This is a genomic window from Flavobacterium chungbukense (assembly GCF_020805785.1).
Lineage (GTDB): Bacteria > Bacteroidota > Bacteroidia > Flavobacteriales > Flavobacteriaceae > Flavobacterium > Flavobacterium chungbukense.
Map to the genome: position 1 here is coordinate 692,304 of NZ_JAJGZV010000003.1, position 21,258 is coordinate 713,561.

Annotated in this window: 11 protein-coding genes; 6 read left to right on the forward strand and 5 right to left on the reverse strand. The window is 34.4% G+C overall.

Going from position 1 to position 21,258, the window contains the following annotated elements; all coding sequences use genetic code 11:
• The first annotated feature begins 7 nt into the window (after positions 1 to 7).
• Together LL966_RS13325 and LL966_RS13330 are read left to right on the forward strand one after the other, a co-directional pair.
• A complete protein-coding gene (locus tag LL966_RS13325) occupies positions 8 to 511 on the forward strand; it encodes an RNA polymerase sigma factor (RefSeq protein ID WP_229353879.1) in 504 nt (167 codons plus the stop codon).
• A complete protein-coding gene (locus tag LL966_RS13330) occupies positions 501 to 1,115 on the forward strand; it encodes a hypothetical protein (protein ID WP_229353880.1) in 615 nt (204 codons plus the stop codon). The genes LL966_RS13325 and LL966_RS13330 overlap by 11 nt, the downstream gene beginning before the upstream one ends.
• Before the next feature lie 46 nt (positions 1,116 to 1,161).
• Here the strand turns inward: LL966_RS13330 and LL966_RS13335 are convergent, their stop codons facing one another.
• Together LL966_RS13335 and LL966_RS13340 are read right to left on the reverse strand one after the other, a co-directional pair.
• Entirely contained in the window at positions 1,162 to 5,247 is a 4,086-nt protein-coding gene (locus LL966_RS13335; protein ID WP_229353883.1) for a T9SS sorting signal type C domain-containing protein, read from the reverse strand.
• 397 nt (positions 5,248 to 5,644) lie between these two features.
• The gene (locus tag LL966_RS13340) at positions 5,645 to 6,127 is read right to left on the reverse strand and encodes a regulatory protein RecX (protein ID WP_229353884.1); all 483 of its coding nucleotides are present in this window, start codon (positions 6,125 to 6,127) and stop codon (positions 5,645 to 5,647) included.
• A gap of 278 nt (positions 6,128 to 6,405) precedes the next feature.
• Between LL966_RS13340 and LL966_RS13345 the strand changes: the two genes are divergently transcribed.
• From LL966_RS13345 to LL966_RS13360, 4 genes are all read left to right on the forward strand, one after another.
• Positions 6,406 to 10,851 carry a GEVED domain-containing protein gene (locus LL966_RS13345; protein WP_229353886.1) on the forward strand — a complete coding sequence of 1,482 codons (4,446 nt, stop codon included), beginning with the start codon at positions 6,406 to 6,408 and terminating at the stop codon, positions 10,849 to 10,851.
• Between the two features lie 144 nt (positions 10,852 to 10,995).
• Complete coding sequence (locus tag LL966_RS13350) at positions 10,996 to 14,664, forward strand: delta-60 repeat domain-containing protein (protein ID WP_229353888.1); 3,669 nt, start codon at positions 10,996 to 10,998, stop codon at positions 14,662 to 14,664.
• Entirely contained in the window at positions 14,665 to 14,853 is a 189-nt protein-coding gene (locus LL966_RS13355; protein WP_317207140.1) for a T9SS sorting signal type C domain-containing protein, read from the forward strand.
• Between the two features lie 379 nt (positions 14,854 to 15,232).
• A complete protein-coding gene (locus LL966_RS13360) occupies positions 15,233 to 18,535 on the forward strand; it encodes a T9SS sorting signal type C domain-containing protein (protein WP_229353890.1) in 3,303 nt (1,100 codons plus the stop codon).
• A 46-nt stretch (positions 18,536 to 18,581) separates the two neighbouring features.
• Here the strand turns inward: LL966_RS13360 and LL966_RS13365 are convergent, their stop codons facing one another.
• The 3 genes from LL966_RS13365 to LL966_RS13375 all read right to left on the reverse strand — a co-directional run bounded on the left by LL966_RS13365 (position 18,582) and on the right by LL966_RS13375 (position 21,067).
• The gene (locus LL966_RS13365; protein ID WP_229353891.1) at positions 18,582 to 19,448 is read right to left on the reverse strand and encodes a cupin-like domain-containing protein; all 867 of its coding nucleotides are present in this window, start codon (positions 19,446 to 19,448) and stop codon (positions 18,582 to 18,584) included.
• A 137-nt stretch (positions 19,449 to 19,585) separates the two neighbouring features.
• Positions 19,586 to 20,023 carry a hypothetical protein gene (locus LL966_RS13370; protein ID WP_229353892.1) on the reverse strand — a complete coding sequence of 146 codons (438 nt, stop codon included), beginning with the start codon at positions 20,021 to 20,023 and terminating at the stop codon, positions 19,586 to 19,588.
• A gap of 114 nt (positions 20,024 to 20,137) precedes the next feature.
• On the reverse strand, positions 20,138 to 21,067 hold the full coding sequence (locus LL966_RS13375) for a bifunctional riboflavin kinase/FAD synthetase (RefSeq protein ID WP_229353893.1): 930 nt from the start codon (positions 21,065 to 21,067) through the stop codon (positions 20,138 to 20,140).
• Positions 21,068 to 21,258 lie beyond the last annotated feature (191 nt).

Below are 21,258 nucleotides of genomic sequence, written 5' to 3' on the forward strand. Positions count from 1 at the left end.
AACTATTTTGAAAGAAAAAGAACAAGAGTTTTTAAATCGGATAGAAAGCCATAAAGGTATTCTGTACAAAGTTTCAAAAATGTACATGGATAATCATGATGATCAGCAAGATTTGTTTCAGGAAATTGTTTGTCAGCTTTGGAAATCGTACGAAACATTTCGAAATGAAAGTCAGTTTTCAACCTGGATGTATCGTGTTGCGGTAAATACGGCTATCGTTTTTCTCAGAAAAGAGAAACGAAAGGTAGACAAATATGAGATTGCTTCAGAAAACATTAAAGAGGAAGAAGGCGATTCGCATATAAAAGAAAGCCAGCTGGATCATTTTTATAAAGCAGTACAAAAACTTGAAAAAATTGATAAAGCAATTATATTTTATCAGTTAGAAGGTTTCTCTCACAAGGAAATTGGTGAGAATCTAGGGATTTCTGAAGGAAATGCAAGAGTGAAATTAAATCGAGCAAAAGAAAAATTAAAGGAAATAATTAAAAATCAGGGATATGGATTTTAACGATATACAAAACGCATGGAATAACGAAAAGACCGATAATGTAGTTCTTCCAGATAATTTAGAAAGGATACAATCGGCCAACACACCTTTGGACAAGATTAGAAAGAATCTGAGAAATGAACTTATAGGACAGACGGTTGCTGTACTATTTATTGGGTTAACCCCTTATATCTTTCATTTTCCTGAGAAATGGATTTTGTCTTTTTACTTGTTTTACAGTATAGCTTTTGCTGTGTCGGTTTATTATTTGCTCAAACTTTATTTCTTTTATAAGAGATTGAATAAGATTACTTTGAAAACAAAAGACAGTTTGTATGAAACGTACTTTGACATACGGCTTAATATGGAGTTGTATAAAACTTTCGGCTTTGCTTTAACTCCATTTATGGTGCTGTTTATAATTGGTGTTTGGTACAATAAAATTTCGCAACATCCAGGTTTTGATGTCGCTAACTTTACTAATAGGCAGCTAATAAGTGCTTTTGCAGGCATTGCAACTTCTATTTTATTTATGGGACTGGCAATGGAATGGACGGTTCACTATTCTTATGGAAGATATGCTAAAGAAATCAAGAAAGTAATCGATGAATTGAAAGAAGAATAAAAAACAAAACCCCATCTATTAAGATGGGGTTTTTGCTTTATAAATATTAATTAAAGATAATTTTCTTAGAAACTTCTGAGCCGTTTTCCAAAACAACTTTAACTAATAAAACTTGATTACCAGATGGTAAATTTGAAATCTGTAATTCGTTAGAATCAACTTTGTTTTTAGTGTAAACTAATTGACCGCCAATATTATAAATCTGTACTTCTTTTATGTTTTCTTTAGTTGCAGTAACTTTTACTATTTTTGATTTTACAGAAACCATAAGGGTGTTTTCTGCATTTTCAAAATCTCCTGTACCTAATGTTTTAGAAGTGTAACGAAGATTAAAACGATTTGTAAAAGTTCCCGCCTCTGTAGTAAACTTATAATTTTCAGTACGTAAGTTTATTGTTTTACCAATTGTCAAATCTTCTAGATAAACGTTTTGAGTATCAAAAAAGCCGTCTGCATGGTCAATTGCAATAGTATACTCTCCAGCCGTTGCAGTCTTGTAGCCTAAAGGAACAATATCTTTATCATCAAAAGGAAGTGCACGTCCTTGAATAGTCATGTTGTTCGATTCGTTGATACTGTAAAAATCAGCGCTTGTATTGGAACCTAATGTATTGGCATCATAATTAATATCAAAACTATTCGTTGCACCTTCAATGTAACCTACTAAAGCCTGTTTGAATGCTCCTAGCTCATTAGAGAAATTAAGCCACAAACGATTTTTTTCTAATTCACCTGATTCATTAGATTTGTAGAATTGTTTGTTTTTAGCAGCAATACGCATTGTATTGTTGAAGTTTAACGTTCCTGTTTTTGGTTTAGCCAAGAATCCCTGTCCTGCTGCGATATATCCTTCAAAAGGTTGTCCGTTAAGCGTTGCTCCAGAGCTTGTTCCAATAAATCCTGTAAGGTTAAATGCTGCAAAGTCGGCATTGTTATAATAATATTTTGAATCTGCAGGGTTGTATACCGGAGATGAATTATGAGTCCAAAAATATAACGTACCTAAGTTTGTATTTCCATTAATCAATGCCGTCGCGCTAATTGCTGAAGGATATGGATTACCTACTAAGTTGAATTTATTAGCGACCACAACATGAGCTATATCACCATTATTAGGAGTTCCTTTAAATACTGCTGTAAATGGTGCAGCTGTATTAGCATCAAAAGGCTGAGGAGCTCTTACGCTGTAACCTTTTCCAGTTTCCATAACCATTGTTCCATAAGGGTCGATAACCCATGACGCATTAGGATTGTAATACAGATACTTGTCAAAAAGCGTGTCAGGCGATAAAGTATTCAAGGTAAAACTTGAATTCGTAACTGGAGATGACCAGTAAGTAGCATCATAGCGTCTTACAGTCGCAATTCTTTGAACTTGAAAAGAAGTTGCTATATTTCCAGAAAACATTGTTTTGCTCGTTGAAGTTTGCAAAAGTGAGCCTCCGCTTAGTATTACTAGTTTTCCTGTTCCAAGTATATTAATATCTTCATCAACAGTTAAAGTTCTATCGCTTGGAACATTAAAAGTAGATCCAGAATTTACTGTACATGAACAAACTTGAATGTCTGAACCCAAAGTTACAGTTGGTGAACTAATTACGATTGAAGTATTTGGTCCAATAGTTTCGCTTCCTGTATAAGGTGTTAGCACTCGTACAAAATTAACTGCAACGTTAGCATTTCCTCCGTCTTCTCTTAAACGAACTTCAATTTTAGAAGTGCTGTTTAAAACATATGTCGCTCCACCGTTTATGTATGCAGCAGTGTTTGTATATCCAGATTGAGTAAATAGTGGAGTTGCACTATCATTCATATAAATTTGAGTGGCATCATCAGAGTTTGCAAGCTCTATTCTGTAAGTTCCGCAAGGAAAACCTTGACGTCTGTAAGAAACCGTGAAATTATCATCAGGCATTGGTGCGCCTTGCCAGTTTGTTGCGGCGTAAGGTGATTTGGTAACAGGCCAATAATTTCTTGAATCCACATTCACATTAGAATCTACATAGTATCCAGCATATACTGTATTGCTTAGATTTAAATCGTTTTTGGTTAAGCCATAAACGTTCCAAGAATTAATTCCGTAAGGAAGCGCTTGGTCTCCTTTTATAGCACCAAATGAAATTGCAGCACGAGACGAACCATCTAGTTCAAAATATTCTAAAATAAATTGGTGATTACCTGTTGTAGTAAAGTTGTATAAAAATGAGTCAACTATGTAACTATGCTGATTCCAACGTTCAAAAACTTTAATCCCATCAATATAAAGTCTAATTCCGTCATCACTTCCAAGCATGAAATTGTATTGACCAGTTTCGGCTATATTGGCAGTCATTTTATATCTTACAAAGAATCTGTCTGAAGGCGCTGCATCACAAAAATTTCTTGTAGCGCCATTTACTGCACCATCCGCAACATTTCTGTCAAAATTTCTCGTTGCTTCTGTAACAGTTCCTAAATAAGTTGTTCCAGTTGGTAAAGTATTGTATGTTGGGTTTGGAGCAGTATTTCCTGTAAAGCTGTAAACATATCCAATCCAAGATTCAGAACCGAAAGAAGTTTGATCTCCGGCAGGTATACATTTTACAACTTCATCAGCACCCATATAAGGTTTTACTCTTGCATCTCCATCGATATCTGTGGTAATACCTGCTATTGCTACTCCGCTTAAATTATTATTGACCGCAACATCTTGTATGTGATAGTCTGTCCCTGGTGTAACAAATGTTGGTAGAAAAGTCTGAGAATTTGAATCTCCTACTGCCGAATTCCAGTTAGTAGGAACTGTTCCTGCTGTTGTTGCCGCATATAGAGTACCAGATATTCTGTTTAAGAATTTATTAGTGCTACTATTAACGTAATAATCATTATTGCTAATTTGACTTAATGTTCCTCCGTTTAAGAATATAGCATATTGCTCATTAGATTGTAAATTAACAAAAATGTTGTTTTTTATATTGATTCCAGAACCTCCTTCAGTATATAAACAAGAAGCACTTGTTGTTCCTGTCGGTGCTCCGCTCGCAATAAGAGTGTTATAATATACATTTGTTGCACTTCCTGAATAAATGAAAATGCTATGTGCTCTGTTGTAATAGTTATAATTATTTGAATCTGCAGTAGTATTATAAACATTACTGATAATATTATTAGTAATGTTTGTAGTTCCACTCGTTTTTACAAGAATACCTGCCGAATATTTAGCATTGTTATGTTGCGTATTAACAATATCATTAATATAATTACCTGAGACACTTCCCGTGCTATTTCCTAACAAAACAATTGCGGCACAATCGTTATTAACATTAACGGTATTTCTAATTCCAGATAGTGTGTTTCCTGAAATTTCATAGTTTAAAGCGTTAGACAAGAATATTGCTCTAATTGGTTTTTCAGCTGCAGTTGTAGTTCCAATTTTGTTTCCTTGAATTTTCCAACCTGTTGGAGAAGTACTAGCATTTCCGTTAATGTTAACACCGTCTTTAACATTAAATGTCTCATTGTTGATAATTGAAATATTGGAATTGGCACCGTTATTATCGTTTTCGCCAAGGCTGTTATTTGCTCCAAGACCGTTGCCTCCAGAGTACACTCCAGTTAAAAGAGTAATACCATCATTACGATTTACAAATCTTAGGTTGGTGTTTTTAACAGTGATATTTGTTGAACCGGTTGAGCCATTACTCGCAATCCAAATGACTGATCTTGCTGTATAGCCTAAATTATCGGTATTTATCAAAGTTAAATTTTTTGTGTTTAACGTTGAATTACTTCCGTCTATGATTACGTTGTTGGTACCATTAAATCTAATAACTGCTGGAATACCGCTTGATGCACTAGCCATTGTAGTGGTAATAGTGATGTTCTTGCCAGTATTTGGTTTAATGGTGAAGGTATTCGTTGGACTTGTATTTGGTATGGCATTGATTGTAAGTAAAGAAGTTAAGTTCTGGTTTTCATCAAGCAAAAACCTAACAGGGCCACTAACTCCACGCGCATATATTTGGTCTATTGCAAGTGCAAGAGTCCTGAAGTTCGCATCAGTATTTGCAGAGCTAATAACAATATCGCCACTCAATTGTTGAGCGAATCCAAAAAATGGTAACAATAAAAATAAAAGTAAAGTTTTTTTCATGCTTAAATGTTTTCTATCAGTTTGTTATGCTGGCATAGGACTTTTCAGCCGGAGCAAAGATATGTACATCTACGAGCTAGAAATAAAGAGGGTTTTCAATACCTCTATATAATCGACGAATTGTTAAAATACTCGACGAAATGCATGAAAAAAAAATACATTTTACGGATATTCTTATAAAATACTAAAAAATATTATAAGAATAATCGCAAGAAATGGTGTTTTTTTTGAGGTGATTTTCAATTTTTGGACTAAAAAACGCGAGTTTAGCAATAAAATCATCAAAATCGGAATAATTTACAACCATAAGTTATGAGCGATTTTTGTGTGGATTTTAGCACAATCTGAATTCTAAGTGATGATTGTGAAAAGATTATAATTTTAGATTTTTAAGAAATTAGCTTAGTTCTAATTCTTTTACTTTTTCGTAAACTAAATTGTTTTCATAACCTCTTCGAAGCATATAATCACAAAATTTTTTACGTTTTTTCAATGAGTTACTTTCTGATAAATTATTCCAGCATCTTTCTGCAAGATTTTCGAAAGTTTCGAAATACTCTTCTGTAGAAATTTCCTTCAGAGCCAAATTGATATTAGCAGATGAAATTTGTCTTGCTTTAAGCTCATTTGTAATTCTAATTTTTCCCCAATTTTTAATGCGATGTTTACCGCGTGCAAAACTGCAAGCGAAACGAGTTTCGTTTAGAAAGTTGTCTTCAATAAGTTTTACAATGATGGTGTCAATTTCGTCCGAAGTCATTTTTAAGCTGTATAATTTCGAAACAACTTCTTCATGACAACGTTCTTGATAAGCACAAAAGTGTTCTAATTTTTGTAAAGCTTCTTTTATGGTAAAGGTGTATTTCGTCGGGGTTTTCATGCTTTTTAACGATTAAATTCAAAAACTGGCATTTACTTGCAAAAAACTTCTAAAATTTGTTAATATTAACGAAAAAGAAACATTGTTAAATGTTGTGTATGTGCTGAATTTCAATATTTTTGTACGATAATTTAACAGATTTATAATCTTGCTGTAAAACAGGATTTTAACATTCAAAATGGACTGAAAATTCACAAAAAAATGTTTTTTTCAGATTAGGAATGCCCTTTTTGCTTTTTAGCAACCAAAAACAAATTTAAAATAAATACCACATTGATATGAAACGAAAACTACTTTTGTTTATTCGCTTTTTATTTTTAAGAATTTTTAATCTTTTTTCAAAAAAGATTTTTAATCCGAGTTTAGGATTTCTTAGCTTGATCATGTTTTTAGTTGTCACAACATCTAATGCGGCTGAGTATTTTTCTATTGCTAATGGAAATTGGACAAGTAGAGATACTTGGTCAACAAGTTCAGGAGGTGGTAGAGTTGGAATGGGAGTTTTTCCTATTGCTGGAGATATTGTTCATATAGAAGGTGGTGATGTAGTTACTTTAACGGCAAACGCAGCCTGCGCATCGATTGATTTTCCTACAACAAATAATAGTAACTCGATTGTGCTGAACGGTTTTACTTTAAATGTTTCAGGAAATATTTTAATTCCTAGAGCAGGAGGAAGCTCTTTAAACCAAATTAATGTAGGAACAGGAACTTTGAATGCCGGAAGTATTGACTTCCCTACTACTGGAAATACTGTGAGACATAGAATTCTTATTTCTACAGGTACTGTAATGGTTTCTGGCAACTTATCTACAAGTTCTAATGATGTAAGTGCTAGAATTGAATTTACTGGGGCTGGTCTTTTAAGAGTTGGGGGAGATTTCTTCTCAAATGGAGGAGGTTCGCTTATCCCTTCAACAGGTAGAGTAGAATTAAATGGAACAAATCAGTCTTTTAATGCGTTTAGTTATTATAATCTTTTGTTTTCTACCGGAGGAACAAAAACATTTATTGGAACAACAACAATAACAAATGCCTTAACCATAAATACAAACGTAAATGCAAATTTAGGCACAGGATTAACTCATTCAGCAGCTACACTGACTTTAGGTGCAAATCAAGTTGTTCCTAGTTCATGGGGGAATACAATTTCTCCGTCTTTGCGTAAGGATGATACTTTTTTTACGGCAACTACCGGAATTGTAAATGTTTCATCAAGCACCTGTACTAATTTTAATGCTGGTGTACCAATTACAAGTGTTTCCTACAATAACCAAACGCGACCAAGCTCAGGAACTGGAAATTATGAAGATCTTACTTCGCCAGTTTTAACGTCAGTTGTAAAAGGACAAAGTTATGCTTTGGTTGTAAGAGGTAATACAGGTGGTGATCAAAATGCGTATTATGATGCTTATTTTGATTGGAATAATAATGGAACATTTGAGGCTTCGGAGTATGTTAAAATAGGAACAATCAGAAATTCAGTAGGAACTACAGCAGATGGTAAATCAGCATCAGTATATGTGACAGTGCCTACAGGTGCTTTTACAGGTACGATAAAAGTGAGAGTTATGAGCCGTACAGGTAACTATAACAATAATCCATGTGCATCTTTAGGGAATACAGGACAGATAGAAGACCATAGTATTACGTTGCAAGATCCTTGTACAGGTAATCTAACTCCAGGGAATACTTTGAGTACAGCAACTACTGTTTGTCCTTACACTCCATTTACGTTGTCGTTACAGAACACATTGCAAGATGGAGTAACCTATACTTGGCAAACTTCACCTGATGGAACAGGATCTTGGAGTACTGCTTCAACTCCAACTACTAACTTTTTTGGTCTTGAAACTTTTGATGCTGCAAATGCGCAGGCAAATCTATATGGAGATGCTGTTTTGGTTGGTGGACAACTGCAGTTAACAAGAGCAGTAAATAGTTTGTATGGTGCTTATGTAATTCAGAAGACACCAGGTGTAAATTATGATGCCTTTAATGTAAACTTTGATTATCAGATTCCGACTACAGGGGGGGCAGATGGTTTTAGTTTAAGTTACGCTAGTGATGTTGCAAATGATGCTACTGGAGGAGAAGATGGTTCAGGAACTGGAATAATTGTACAATTTGATACCTACGATAATGAAGGAGTTCAAGCAGGTAGCCGTATTAGAATAAAATATGCAGGTAATACTATTTACAATACTGCAATTAATGAACCGGTTTTGAGACCGACTACTGGAAATACTCCAGTTATTATAAAAGTAGATGCAAGAGGAAGACTAAGTCTAACCGTAAACAACTCAGTAGTTGTAGCAGATTTAGCATTGCCAGGGGCATATCTTTTAGCAGTTAAATCAAACTGGAGATTTAAGTTTTCAGCAAGAACAGGAGGTTCAAATGACAGACATTTAATAGATAATCTATTAATTAGATATGTTGATCCAGTTGGGGCAGGTCCAACATTTACAACTACACAAACAGTTAAAACATTTTATCGCGTAATGGTAACGTGTGGCTCAACAACTAATTATTCAATACCAGTAATGGTTGATGTAACATCGGCAACAATTAGTCCGATTACTGCAACAACTTGTAGCGGAGCTGCATCACTTACTATAAATCCTGCAACTATCACAGGAAATACAGTTCCAACAGGTACAACCTATACATGGCCAGTTCCAGTTAGGACAGCAGGATTATCTGGAGGAGCAGCAAGTTCAGGAAATCCGAACAGTATCGCAACGGGAGTACTAACTTTAAATACAGGAACAACAACACCACAAACGGCTACTTATACAGTTACTCCTGTTTCTGGAACTTGTACAGGAGTACCATTTACAGTAACGGTTACCGTTAACCCAATACAGACTACTCCGTCAACAAGTGGTAAAATTAATGTTACTTGTGCAGAATTAGGAAAAGTAACTATAGGAAGTCTTCCTTCAGGAAGTTGGCAAATTAACCAATCAGGACAGGCATCAGCAACTATAAATGGCACAGGAACTTCATATCAAGTAACTGGTTTAGTCGCTGGATCTTATACTTTCACGGTTCAAACAACAACTTCTTGTGTTTCAGCTTCTTCTGCAACGGTTGTTATTGATGATTCTCCTTCCGCTACATGGAATGGTTTATCTTGGGACGGCGGTGCTCCAGATAGTACAAAAAGAATCATTATTAATTCAAGCAATGGTACGCCTTTCCCTGCTAGCACACCAGTTGTTAACGGCTGTTCATTAACGGTTAATGCAGGTTTTACTGCTATCGTTTCTAGCGGTGTGACATTAGTAATCACTAATGCGGTAACTACAAATGGGCAGTTAACATTTAGAAGTGGTTCAAGTTTAGTACAAACAACAAATGTTGCAAACAGTGGTCAGATTGATTACGAAAGAATAGCAACTGTAAGACGTTATGATGCAACGTATTGGTCTTCACCAGTTACGAATTCAAGCTTTAGAATGAATACTTTATCTCCTGATACGCTGTTTGACAAGTATCTGTATTACAATCCTAATGCGTCATGGGTTATCGATCCTTATGGAACAATGGTAATGGAAACCGGAAAAGGTTACAGCATAAGAGCTCCTCAGCCTTTTGATGCTGATATAGCCGCACCATTTACAGGAGTATTTAAAGGTGTTCCGAATAATGGTAATATTAATGCTGTTGTGGTACAAGATAAATACAACTTAGTAGGTAATCCTTATCCTTCTGCAATTAGCGCAGTGGCTTTGATTAATGGAAATACAAACTTAGGTACACTATATTTTTGGACTCATAATTCATATCCAGTATACAACCCGGCGGACTCGAAATATTATTATAATAATGCCGATTTTGCAGCATTTAACCTTACAGGATCTACTGAAACAAGTTCAGGAGAAACACTAAATGGACAGCCTTTCCAAGGATATATTGCAGCAGGACAGGGATTCTTGGCTAAACCAAAAACAGGAACACTTAGTTTTACCAACACTATGCGTAGAAACGGTAGTAATACACAGTTTTACAAAACTGATGAATCAGCTGAATTAGAACAAAACCGTTTGTGGCTTAATTTGTCTAACGATTATGGAGCATTCAAACAGGCTTTAATTGGTTACATAGAAGGAGCAACGAATAGTTTTGATATTAATTATGATGCTAATACGTTAGGTTCTAATACTAGCGCTGATTTTTACAGTATCAATGAATCGAACAATATGACAATTCAAGGGCGTGCACTTCCTTTTGATAATAAAGAAATAATTCCATTAGGCTATAAGGCTAGTACTGCTGGAGATTACACCATTTCAATTGACCATGCAGACGGATTTTTTGATAAGCAGGAAGTGTATTTAGAGGATTTATTGAAAGCTAAAATAGTCAACTTACGAACTGAAAATTATAAGTTTGCTACTGAAGCTGGAACTTTTGCAAATCGTTTCAATCTTCGTTATACTTCTAAAACACTGGGAACAGGCGAGTTTGAAGATCTAGAAAATAGTGTGGTGGTTTCTGTGAAAAATAAAGTGGTAAAAATCACGTCGTCAAAAGAAACGATAAAGAATGTAAACATTTACAATATCGGAGCGCAAATCTTGTATAGTAAAGATAACATCAATTTGTCAGAATTACAGATTTCGAATCTAAATTCAGGTAGCCAGGTTTTACTAGTAAAAATAACTTTAGAAAACGGACATACCTTAACTAAAAAAGTTGTCTATTCTGCCTTATAATCGACAGTAAATAAATTTGTAAGCCCATTCTTTTTAGAATGGGCTTTTTTATTTAAAATATCCCTAAATCTAGGTATTGTGCTATTTGTTAAGCCTCTATAATTTTAGCTTAATTTTTTTTGTTTTAATTTAAATTATATTGTTTTGATTAAAAAAGTACTGTATTTAATAATCTTGGTCTTACTTCCTTTAAAGACATTACTGCTTGCTCAGCAAGGAAAGGTTGATAATTCGTTTAATACTATTGATAATGGAGAGTTTGGTGACGGATTTAATAATGCCGTGCGAACACTTCAAATTCAAAAAGACGGGAATTTAATTGTGGGAGGAAATTATGTAAGCCTAAACGGAAGCCCTGTTTCGTACCTTACCCGATTAAATCCAGACGGATCGATAGACGAAAGTTTTGATACTGGAACTGGATTTAATGGAAAAATCTACTCCTCTTATTTGCAAGAAGACGGTAAAATAATTGTTGGCGGAAGTTTTACTATTTATAATGGAATTAGTGCAGGAAGAATTATCCGCTTGAACGCAGATGGATCTTATGATAATAGTTTTAATAGTACTATAGGAGCAACGTCAGGAATTATTTATGATATTGCAAAGCAATCAGATGGAAAAATTATCATTGTTGGCAGTTTTACAAAGTACAATGCAATTACGGTAAATCGTGTAGCACGTTTACTTCCAAATGGAGCAGTAGATTCTTTTTTTCTTACCAATTCGGGCTCTGCGGTAAATATCACACATGTAAAAGTCTTACCAAACGAAAAAATAATACTTACCGGAAATTTTACTGTTTTCAACGGTACAGTCGCAAATAGAATTATTCGGTTGAACAACAATGGAACTTATGATGCAAGTTTCAACTCAGGAACTGGTTTTAATGATGATGTAAAGGCTATTGCTTTACAAGCAGACGGAAAAATTGTTTTGGGCGGTAATTTTACGACTTATAATTCGAATACAGCCAATCGGATTATCCGTTTAAATGAAGATGGAACAAGAGATGAAAGTTTCTTGACAGAATCAGGTTTTTCTAAAGAAGGAGTAGAAGTAATTAGAATCACTCAATCTGGCGATATTATGGTTGGGGGATCTTTTACGGGTTTATACCATGATAACCCAGTAAATCGATTAATTTATCTTAACTCAGATGGGACACTAAAAACAGATTTTGATATTGGTTCTGGACCGGCATCAGCTTCTGTTTTTGCTTTAGAATTTGACGAAGAAACTTCTTGGTATGCTGGAGGATCTTTTGCCATTTTTAATGGACAAAATCAAGGAAGGTTGGTTAAAATTAATATTGATGGAGAGCCCGATACTGCTTACTTATCTTCAGGCATTGGTTTTGACAATTCTGTTTTAACCATTTTGCCTCTTCCAAATAAGAAAACTATTATTGGAGGTAATTTTAAAAAATTTAATGGAAATTTAGTTGCTAAAATTAGCTGTCTTTTAGAAAATGGAGCTATTGATACTTCGTTTAATGCTGAAAATACTGGAGCAAATAATCTGGTAAAAGCGGCCGTTTTGCAATACGATCAGAAAGTAATTATTGGAGGCAGTTTTACTAAATACAACGATGTAAGCAATAATCGAATTGTACGGATTTTTCAGGACGGACAAATTGATTATTCATTTTCTTGTGGAGAAGGTTTTAATGGTCAGGTTTATGCCTTATCAATTCAGTCCGATCAAAAGATTATCGCTGCTGGAGCATTTACAAAATACAACGGTTCAGTGGTTAATGCAAATAGAATTGTCAGGTTGCTTTCAGATGGTTCGAAAGATCCAAATTTTAATATCAGTTCAGGCGCAGATGGTACTGTGGAATGTGTGGTTTTGCAATCTGATGGGAAAATCCTTGTTGGAGGGCATTTTAAAACATTTAATGGATTGCCATTTGCAGGGCTAGTTCGTTTAAATGCTGACGGAACAATTGATACAAGTTTTACGATTAGTGAAGGTTTTGATAAATATGTTTATGCAATTGCATTACAATCGGATCAAAAGATTATTGTGGGAGGGTCATTTGTAACATTTGATGGAACCTCACAAAAAAGAATCGTTCGTTTAAATCCTAATGGAAGTTTGGATACGACTTTTGATTCGGGAACAGCTTTTAGTAAAGGAGATGTTCGTACAATTTTAGTTCAACCAGACGATAGAATTTTAGTTGGAGGAGCATTTTCAGGAACTTATAAAAATGTTCCGTCATTAAGGTTAGTTCGCTTAATGCCATCGGGATCTTTTGATGACTCTTTTTTGGCATCTTTAAATAACACGATTTTTGCTATGAACTTCACAGAAGATTATCGATTGTTAATTGGCGGGATCTTCAACTCGGTATCTGGAATTTCAAAACATAGAATTGCGCGTTTGAAACTTTGTGTAAATACTACAATTTGGGATGGAATTTCTTGGTCAGCTGGTTTTCCATCGGCTGGCAAAGACGTTTATTTTAAAGAAAATTATCCGAATTTAACAAGCGCGAATGTCTGTGGATGCAATATTGCTCAGGATAAAATGGTAACACTCCTAGAGAAAAATACTCTAAATATTGAGTTTGCCTATACAGGATTTGGTACTTTGATTTTAGAAGATAGTGCTAGTTTGTGCCAATCTGATGACGAAATGATCAACACAGGAATTGTTCATTTGAAAAGAAAAACAAATCCAGTTATTCGATATGATACAACCTATTGGTCTTCACCAGTAAAAGACCAGAAAATGTTCGATTTTTCTCCAGAAACACTACTAGATAAATTTTATTGGTACGATCCAGTTACAAGTTGGAATATAAGTCTATATGGTACGATGGTAATGAATCCTGGGCAAGGTTACAGTATTAGGGCGCCACAGAGTTATTCGATGAATGAAAGATCAATTTTTGAAGGAACTTTTAAAGGAGTTCCTAATAATGGTAAGATTAATGTAGACATGCCATTTGCAAATAGTTCTTATCTTGTTGGTAATCCATATCCAAGTGCAATTGATGCCGATGTTTTTATTAGAAATAATTTATCGACAATTAAAACCGCCTTATATTTTTGGACACACAATACACCTCCTATAAATTACTATTATAACAATGATGATTTTGCGGTGTACAATCTTTTAGGAGGTGTTGGCACAAGTTCTGCTTTAAGTTCTGGAGTAAGTAACTCCGCACCTGATGGAACTATTGCATCTGGTCAGGCTTTCTTTGTCAGATCAAGCGCAGCAGGTACTCTTGAGTTTAATAATAGTATGAGAATTACAGGTGGTAACAGCTCTTTTTTTAAACCTTCAAAAGATGAAGTGACCAAAAGTAAAATTGAAAAATATCGTTTGTGGCTGAATCTTAAAAATCAAGAAGGAATTTTTAAACAAATTCTACTTGGTTATGCTGATGGAGCATCAAATGATCTAGATCCTATTTACGATGCGCAAACTCTTAATTCCAATCCCAGGATGGATTTTTATAGCGTTGTAGGAAATGGAAAACTTGTAATTCAAGGACGAGAGTTGCCTTTTGTTGAAAGTGATTCAATTGTCTTAGGATATAATTTGGCGAAAAAAAGCTCTTTAGTTCTAGAAATAGATCATTATGACAATTTTTTTATTGGAAAGAATATTTTCTTAATGGATAAGGTATTGCACAAACTTCATAATCTCAGTGAAGGATTCTACGAGTTTGAATCTGGAAACGGAATTGTTGATGATCGTTTTGTAGTTGTTTTTACGAATAAAAAACTAGAAAATAATGACCATTCAAAGAATTTAGAAGAAGTTTTGGTTTCGGTAAAAAAGCATATTATTTAGATAGACTCATTAAATGAAAATCTTAAAGAAGTTTGTGTATATGATGTTTTAGGAAATCAATTATACAAAAAAGAAGGAATTGAAAATAAGAGAATGTCTATTGAAAATTTAGGCGTTTCAAATCAAGTATTATTTGTGAAAATAATTTTAGAAAATGGAAATGGTAGTTCTAAGAAGATACTCTTCTAAACTATATATTAACAACTTATTGAAGCCTTTTGCTAACGTATGCAAAAGGCTTTTTTTCTTTGTTAAGAACCATTATAACAACTTATTACGTGTGTTAAATTTCCATTTTAACAGTTTTTTCTTATTTTTTATGTAAATCATGTTTTAAGTGTTAAATTTTAAAGTTTAATACTACAAACGATATTTATGTGTAAATAAAATCGTACCTTGTTATAGTATTTAATCGATTAAATGTATAGTATTGCCGATTAAAGTATTTTTTATGTGTTTCAAAAAATTGACTAAAATATAAGATTTACATAAACTCCTTCATTCTCAATTTTGCAATTAATCTTGATTAGCATTTGAATTATTTTTCAACTACTAAAAATACCACAAGATGAAAAGAAAATTACCTATCCAGTTCAGCTTTTCGACTTTATTTTTTTTTAAAGAACGATTGCAATTGAGCTGCTCTTTCAATTTAAAATTTATTCTGATTTTAATTATATCATTATTCTACACTTCCACAAAAGCGCAAACGAAAACACATCCATTTCCTGCAGATGGCTCTATAGAACTTCCTGCTGGTATAGATGAAGTAAATGTAGAAGCTTGGGGAGCAGGCGGAGCAGGCGGAGGTGCAACCTCAACTGTTTTGGTAGGAAGAGGCGGCGGCGGCGGCGGCGGAGGAGCCTATGCAAAAGGTAAAATTACAACAAGCACGCCTCAAACGTTAAGTATATTTGTAGGGAAAGCAACGACCGGTGCAGTTGGTAATGGGGCATCTGGCGGCGCATCATACATTGCATCATACACTTCTGTATTTAATGCTGCGGGAGGTACAGGTGGTCTTGCAAATAATGGAGGGACGCCAACTGGAGGTCTAGGAGGTACAACGATAGGTGGCACAGGTTCAGAGGCAGGACTGCCAGGTAAAGACGGGTCTTCTGGAGTTCTATCCTTATTAGCTGTCTTTGGTGCTGGTGCTGGTGGAGACGCTGGGAATATAGCTGGCGGCGGCGGTAGAGGTGGAGATGCAATTTCAAGTTTGTTATTAGGAAATAGTGTAGGTAATGATGGAAAGACTTATGGAGGTGGTGGTAGCGGAGGTCTAGCTTCATTGGGAGCTTCTCACAACGGAGGGACAGGTGCACGTGGTCATCTAATAATTACATATAGCTGTAAAACATATAGTTTAAGTACAATAAAAGCATCTACCGCTTGTACCACTACTGGGACATCATTAGTCGAGTTTACAGGTACACCAACGAGCTTACCTAAAGGAAATTATGTGGCTACTTACAATACAAGCAGCGCGACAGGTCAAATTGCTAATTTTACGGTTGGAACTGCTGGTGTTGGAAGTTTTACAGCTTCAGGATTAAATACTGTTGGAAATAGCACAATTACAATTACAACTTTAGCATCAATGGATTGTTCTTCAACAATTACGGCAAATAACGTAGTTACAATTGCAGTTACTGCTCGTCCAACAATAGCGCTTAGTGCTATTCCAGGAGTATGTAGAAGTACAAATTCACAAAATGTAAATTTGCCTTACACCGCAACAACGAATGTACCAACAAATTACAGTATTGCTTGGAATGCGTCTCCTGCAAATAATTTTGTAGCAGTTAACAACGCAACTTTGCCTGCAAGTCAGATAAGTATTGCAGTTCCTGCTGGAACAGGTGCAACAACCTACACAGGAACGCTGACTGTAAGTAATGCAGGTTGCGTATCAATTAACTATCCAATTTCGGTAGTTGTAAATGCTTTGCCTGTTGCGCCAACAGCTTCTGCAACTCAACAACCAACTTGCGCTGTGAATACAGGAACTATAACGGTAACATCTCCTGCATCTGGGACAGGTTTTTCATATAGTATTGATGGAACTACTTTTACTAATACTACTGGAGTGTTTGCCAATTTGACGACAGGACCATACAATGTAAGTGTTAGAAATAATTCTACTCTTTGTCAGTCACCATCGACTGCGGTTACTATAAATCCAGTAGTAGCTAAAATTTGGAACGGCAGCAGTAGTGCTAATTGGGCAACACCAGCAAATTGGACTCCAACTGGAGTTCCTTTAGCATCAGATTGCGTTACTATTCCGCCGATGACAACAAATCCAATTATTTCTGGAACAAATGGGACGTTTTTTGCAAATCGAATTACGATACAGAATAATGGTTCTTTAATTGTTCAAAGCAGTAATACCTTAACCGTTACCAATGAAGTAAATGTATTAGGAACAGGTTCTTTTGTTTTTGAAAATAACTCAAGTTTAGTACAGATATCTGAAGCCGTTAATAGTGGTAATATTACCTATAAAAGAGATTCGAAACCAGTAAGACGTTATGATGCAACATATTGGTCTTCTCCAGTCACCCGCGTGCCAGCCTTTACATTACAAGAATTTTCTCCATTCACTTTATTAGACAAGTATTATAGATTCGATCCCAATAATGGTTGGACAATCATTTTAAATGGAACGGAAGAAATGGTTAAAGGAAATGGTTACAATATTCGGGCGCCTCAATCTTTTGATACTACCATTCCAAATGCAATCTATGGTGGTGTATTTATTGGTGTACCAAATAACGGAACTATTTTAGGCCCTACTGCTGTGGCTACAAAAGGAAATCTTCTTGGAAATCCGTATCCTTCAGCAATTTATGCTGATAGGTTTATTGTTGATAATGCGGCAAATTATTATGGGACCTTGTATTTTTGGACACATAATTCGCTTCCAGTATACAACCCGGCTGATTCTAAATATTACTATAATAATAATGATTTTGCGGTTTATAATCTTTCAGGAAATACAAATGCTGGATCAATGACAGGTACAGGAGCTACAACTCCAGGAAACCAAGCTCCGCCATTAGGCTATATTGCGGCTGGACAAGGATTTTTTGCAAGATCAAAAACTGGGCAAAGAGCTGTTTTTACAAATTTAATGCGAGTATCTGGTAATAATAGTCAGTTTTTTAAATCTGGTCAAAGTGAATTTGAAAGACATCGTGTCTGGCTAAATTTTACGAATACGCAAGGAGCCTTTAAACAAATATTAATTGGTTATATAGAGGGTGCAACCAATTTATGGGATGATAACTACGATGCGGAAACTTTAAATTCAAATCCTTTACTTGATTTTTATAGCATAAATGGAACGATTAAATTGTTAATTCAAGGCCGGGCAATACCTTTTGAAGAATCGGATACAGTTCCGTTGGGATATAGATCTTCAATTGCAGGAGATTTTACCATTGCAATAGAACGTACAGATGGCAACTTGAGTACACAGACAATATATCTGGAAGATAAGGCCACAAATAAGATACAAGATCTTAAAGCAGGAGCTTATACATTTACTACTGCGATAGGGGTTTTTAATGAACGTTTCGTATTGCGCTACACCAATAAAAATTTAGAAACGAATAATTTTGCCAGTCTTGATAAAAATGTATTTGTTTCTGTTAAAGATAAAAACATCAAACTGCAAGCAGTATCGGATACTGAAAATCTTAAAGAAACAGCTATTTATGATGTCGGCGGGAAGTTGCTATATCAAAAAGAGAATATTAATAATAAAGAATTATTGATTACAAATTTACCGCCAGTACATCAGGTGCTTTTGGTAAAAATAACATTGGATAATGGATACACAACTACTAAGAAAATAGTCTTCTAGATTCTAAAAAAAAGCGGTTGAATATTAATTCAACCGCTTTTTTTATTTAGAATGTACGCTGTAGATTTTCATTAGTTTTAGTTATCGCTTTTTCATTTTTGTAATCAATCCATTTTTGGCCCTGAATTTTTCGCATCATAATATCGAAATGGCGCATTATAAAAACATTATAGGCGGCTTTTGATAAATTAACAATGTTTTTTGGGAAGGATCTCAAACTCATTGAAAAACCTGGTGTTAGATATTTCATATAATGCCAATAACCTTCAGGCATGTACAGCATTTCTCCGTGTTTCAGATTAGTGATATATCCTTCTGCATTTTTGAGGGCAGGAAATTTTTCGTAATCTGGATTGTCAAAATCAATATCTTCTCTCGAAATTAGAGCGTGAGGGACTTTATACATATATTTTGACTGATCTGGAGCAAAAAGCATACATTGTTTTTCTCCATGAAAATGGAAATGAAGAATATTAGAATAATCAATGTCGTAATGCATAAAGACTCTCGAGCTTTCGCCTCCAAAAAATAGCATCGGCATTTGTTTGACTAATTTCAGACCAATGTCAGGCCATAAAAAGTCGTCTTTTAATGATGGCACTTGTTTCATCAAATTGTAAAGAAAAATGCGATAATTGGTAGGTTTTTCTTCTAATAAATCAATGTAATCGCTCATTTTCATTTTAGTATGAGCTTCATTGAAGCCATCTTCATGATTTACAGGTCTGTCATCGTACAAAGGAACAATGGCGTCGCCTGAGATTTCTCTGATATAGGATAAATTCCATTTGTTATAAGCGGGCCAATCTTCGGTCAGTTCTTCAATAACAACAGGAATTTGTTTTTTTACATATTGGGAAATAAAATCATCTTTAGAGATTTTTTTTACCCTTTCGATTTGTTTTAATTTCATTTTGCTGAATAAAAAAATTGCTTATAGCACTGAGCTATAAGCAATTTAAAAATATTTATCGAGATTATTGAGCTCTTTTAACTAAATTTTTGATTTAATCGAATTTAAAATGATGTAATCTGCGAAACTCTTAAAAATTAGTCCGCAGCATATTTATTATTCCAATACAGCATCATCATTAAAGTAACAATTACTGAAGAAGCAAGTCCTTCAAATAATAAACAAATACAATAAGTTGGCACCGATGGATTTCCTCCAAACATAAAAGCTTCAGATAGCGTTCTAACATACGCATCTCCGCCTCGGGCATAACTGTAAACTAACAAGCCAAATACGCTCATTGATACGCCGACTACAGAAGTAGTCATGGCAGAAACGGCATTAGTAACAAAATTGGTTTCTCCCTCATGAAGATTCATCTGCATTGTTCTATTAACTCCGTAGAAAATAAAGAAAACATTGAGCGTTCTTAAATAAAACAAATCTGCCAAACCTAATACATTCATTAATAAAAAATAAATGCCTATTCCGAGAAAAATCAAAAAACCGTTGGTAATTTCTTTAGGTAATTTCATAGTGGTTATTTTTTAGAAGATAATAGTAAATATTTGAAAAACAGTGTTCTATCAAATTTACTAAAAAAATAACTACAATGATTTAAAAACGAGGAAAAACTGTATTGCGATTTTCTACAGAAGATTTATATAATTCACAGCAACTTTTTTATCGTTATTAAGTTGCTCTTTTAAGGCATCGACAGAACTAAATTTTTGCTCTTCGCGAATATAATGCAAAAGTGAAACTTCAATATTTTGGTTATAAATATCTTTATCAAAATCAAAAAGATGCACTTCAATGGTTTGTTTCTCGCCATTCACAGTTGGATTAAAACCAATATTCATCATGCCAAAAACAGTTTCTTTGTTTACGACAGCTTTTACAACATAAACACCAATTTTTGGAATTAGTTTATAATCTTCTTCAATGTGAATGTTTGCAGTAGGAAAACCAATCGTTCTTCCTAATTGTTTTCCTTTAACAATCGTACCATTTAAGAAATAGTCGTATCCCAAATATTCGTTTGCTAAAGCCATATTACCGTCGTTTAACGCTTTTCTGATTTTGGTTGAGCTTACTGAAACATCTTGTATTTCTTGTGCTGAAATTTGTTCAACTTCAAAACCATATTCAATTCCAAAAGCAATTAAATCGTCAATGTTTGCTGTTCGGTTGCGTCCAAAACGATGATCGTGCCCAATAATAATTTTTTGAATTTGAAATTTATCGACTAAAATAGTATGAACAAATTCTTCGGCAGTCAGTCTTGAAAAACTTTCGTTAAAAGGATGAACCACTAAATTTTCGATTCCGGTTGCTTCCAGCAGTTTTGTTTTTTCGCTGATAGTGTTTAATAATTTTATTTCTGATTTTTCCTGAAGAACCATTCGCGGATGCGGAAAAAAGGTAAGAACCAGACTTTCATATTTCCCATTTTCAGTATTTTGGGTAATTCTTTCCAGAATTTTTTTGTGACCAATATGTACGCCGTCAAAAGTACCAAGAGTTAAAATAGTTTTCTTGGTTGACTGAAAATCGGTTATAGAATGAAAGAGCTTCAAAACAAATTATTTAAGATGCTGCAAATTTATACTATTCTGTCTTAAATTTAATACTGGCTAAATCGAATTTTAACTATTCCTTAGATTTCTTTTTGTAAAAACAAGCCAACTCGTCGATTAAAAAGCGTTAATTGTCTTATATCTTGTATAATTTCAAATTAATTGAATTAATTTTGATACTATATCCCGAT

Coding starts and splice junctions, on each gene's coding strand:
- LL966_RS13330 (WP_229353880.1), top strand. CDS start 501: ATGGATTTTAACGATATACAAAACGCATGGAATAACGAAAAGACCGAT.
- LL966_RS13335 (WP_229353883.1), bottom strand. CDS start 5,247: ATGAAAAAAACTTTACTTTTATTTTTATTGTTACCATTTTTTGGATTC.
- LL966_RS13340 (WP_229353884.1), bottom strand. CDS start 6,127: ATGAAAACCCCGACGAAATACACCTTTACCATAAAAGAAGCTTTACAA.
- LL966_RS13345 (WP_229353886.1), top strand. CDS start 6,406: ATGAAACGAAAACTACTTTTGTTTATTCGCTTTTTATTTTTAAGAATT.
- LL966_RS13360 (WP_229353890.1), top strand. CDS start 15,233: ATGAAAAGAAAATTACCTATCCAGTTCAGCTTTTCGACTTTATTTTTT.
- LL966_RS13365 (WP_229353891.1), bottom strand. CDS start 19,448: ATGAAATTAAAACAAATCGAAAGGGTAAAAAAAATCTCTAAAGATGAT.
- LL966_RS13370 (WP_229353892.1), bottom strand. CDS start 20,023: ATGAAATTACCTAAAGAAATTACCAACGGTTTTTTGATTTTTCTCGGA.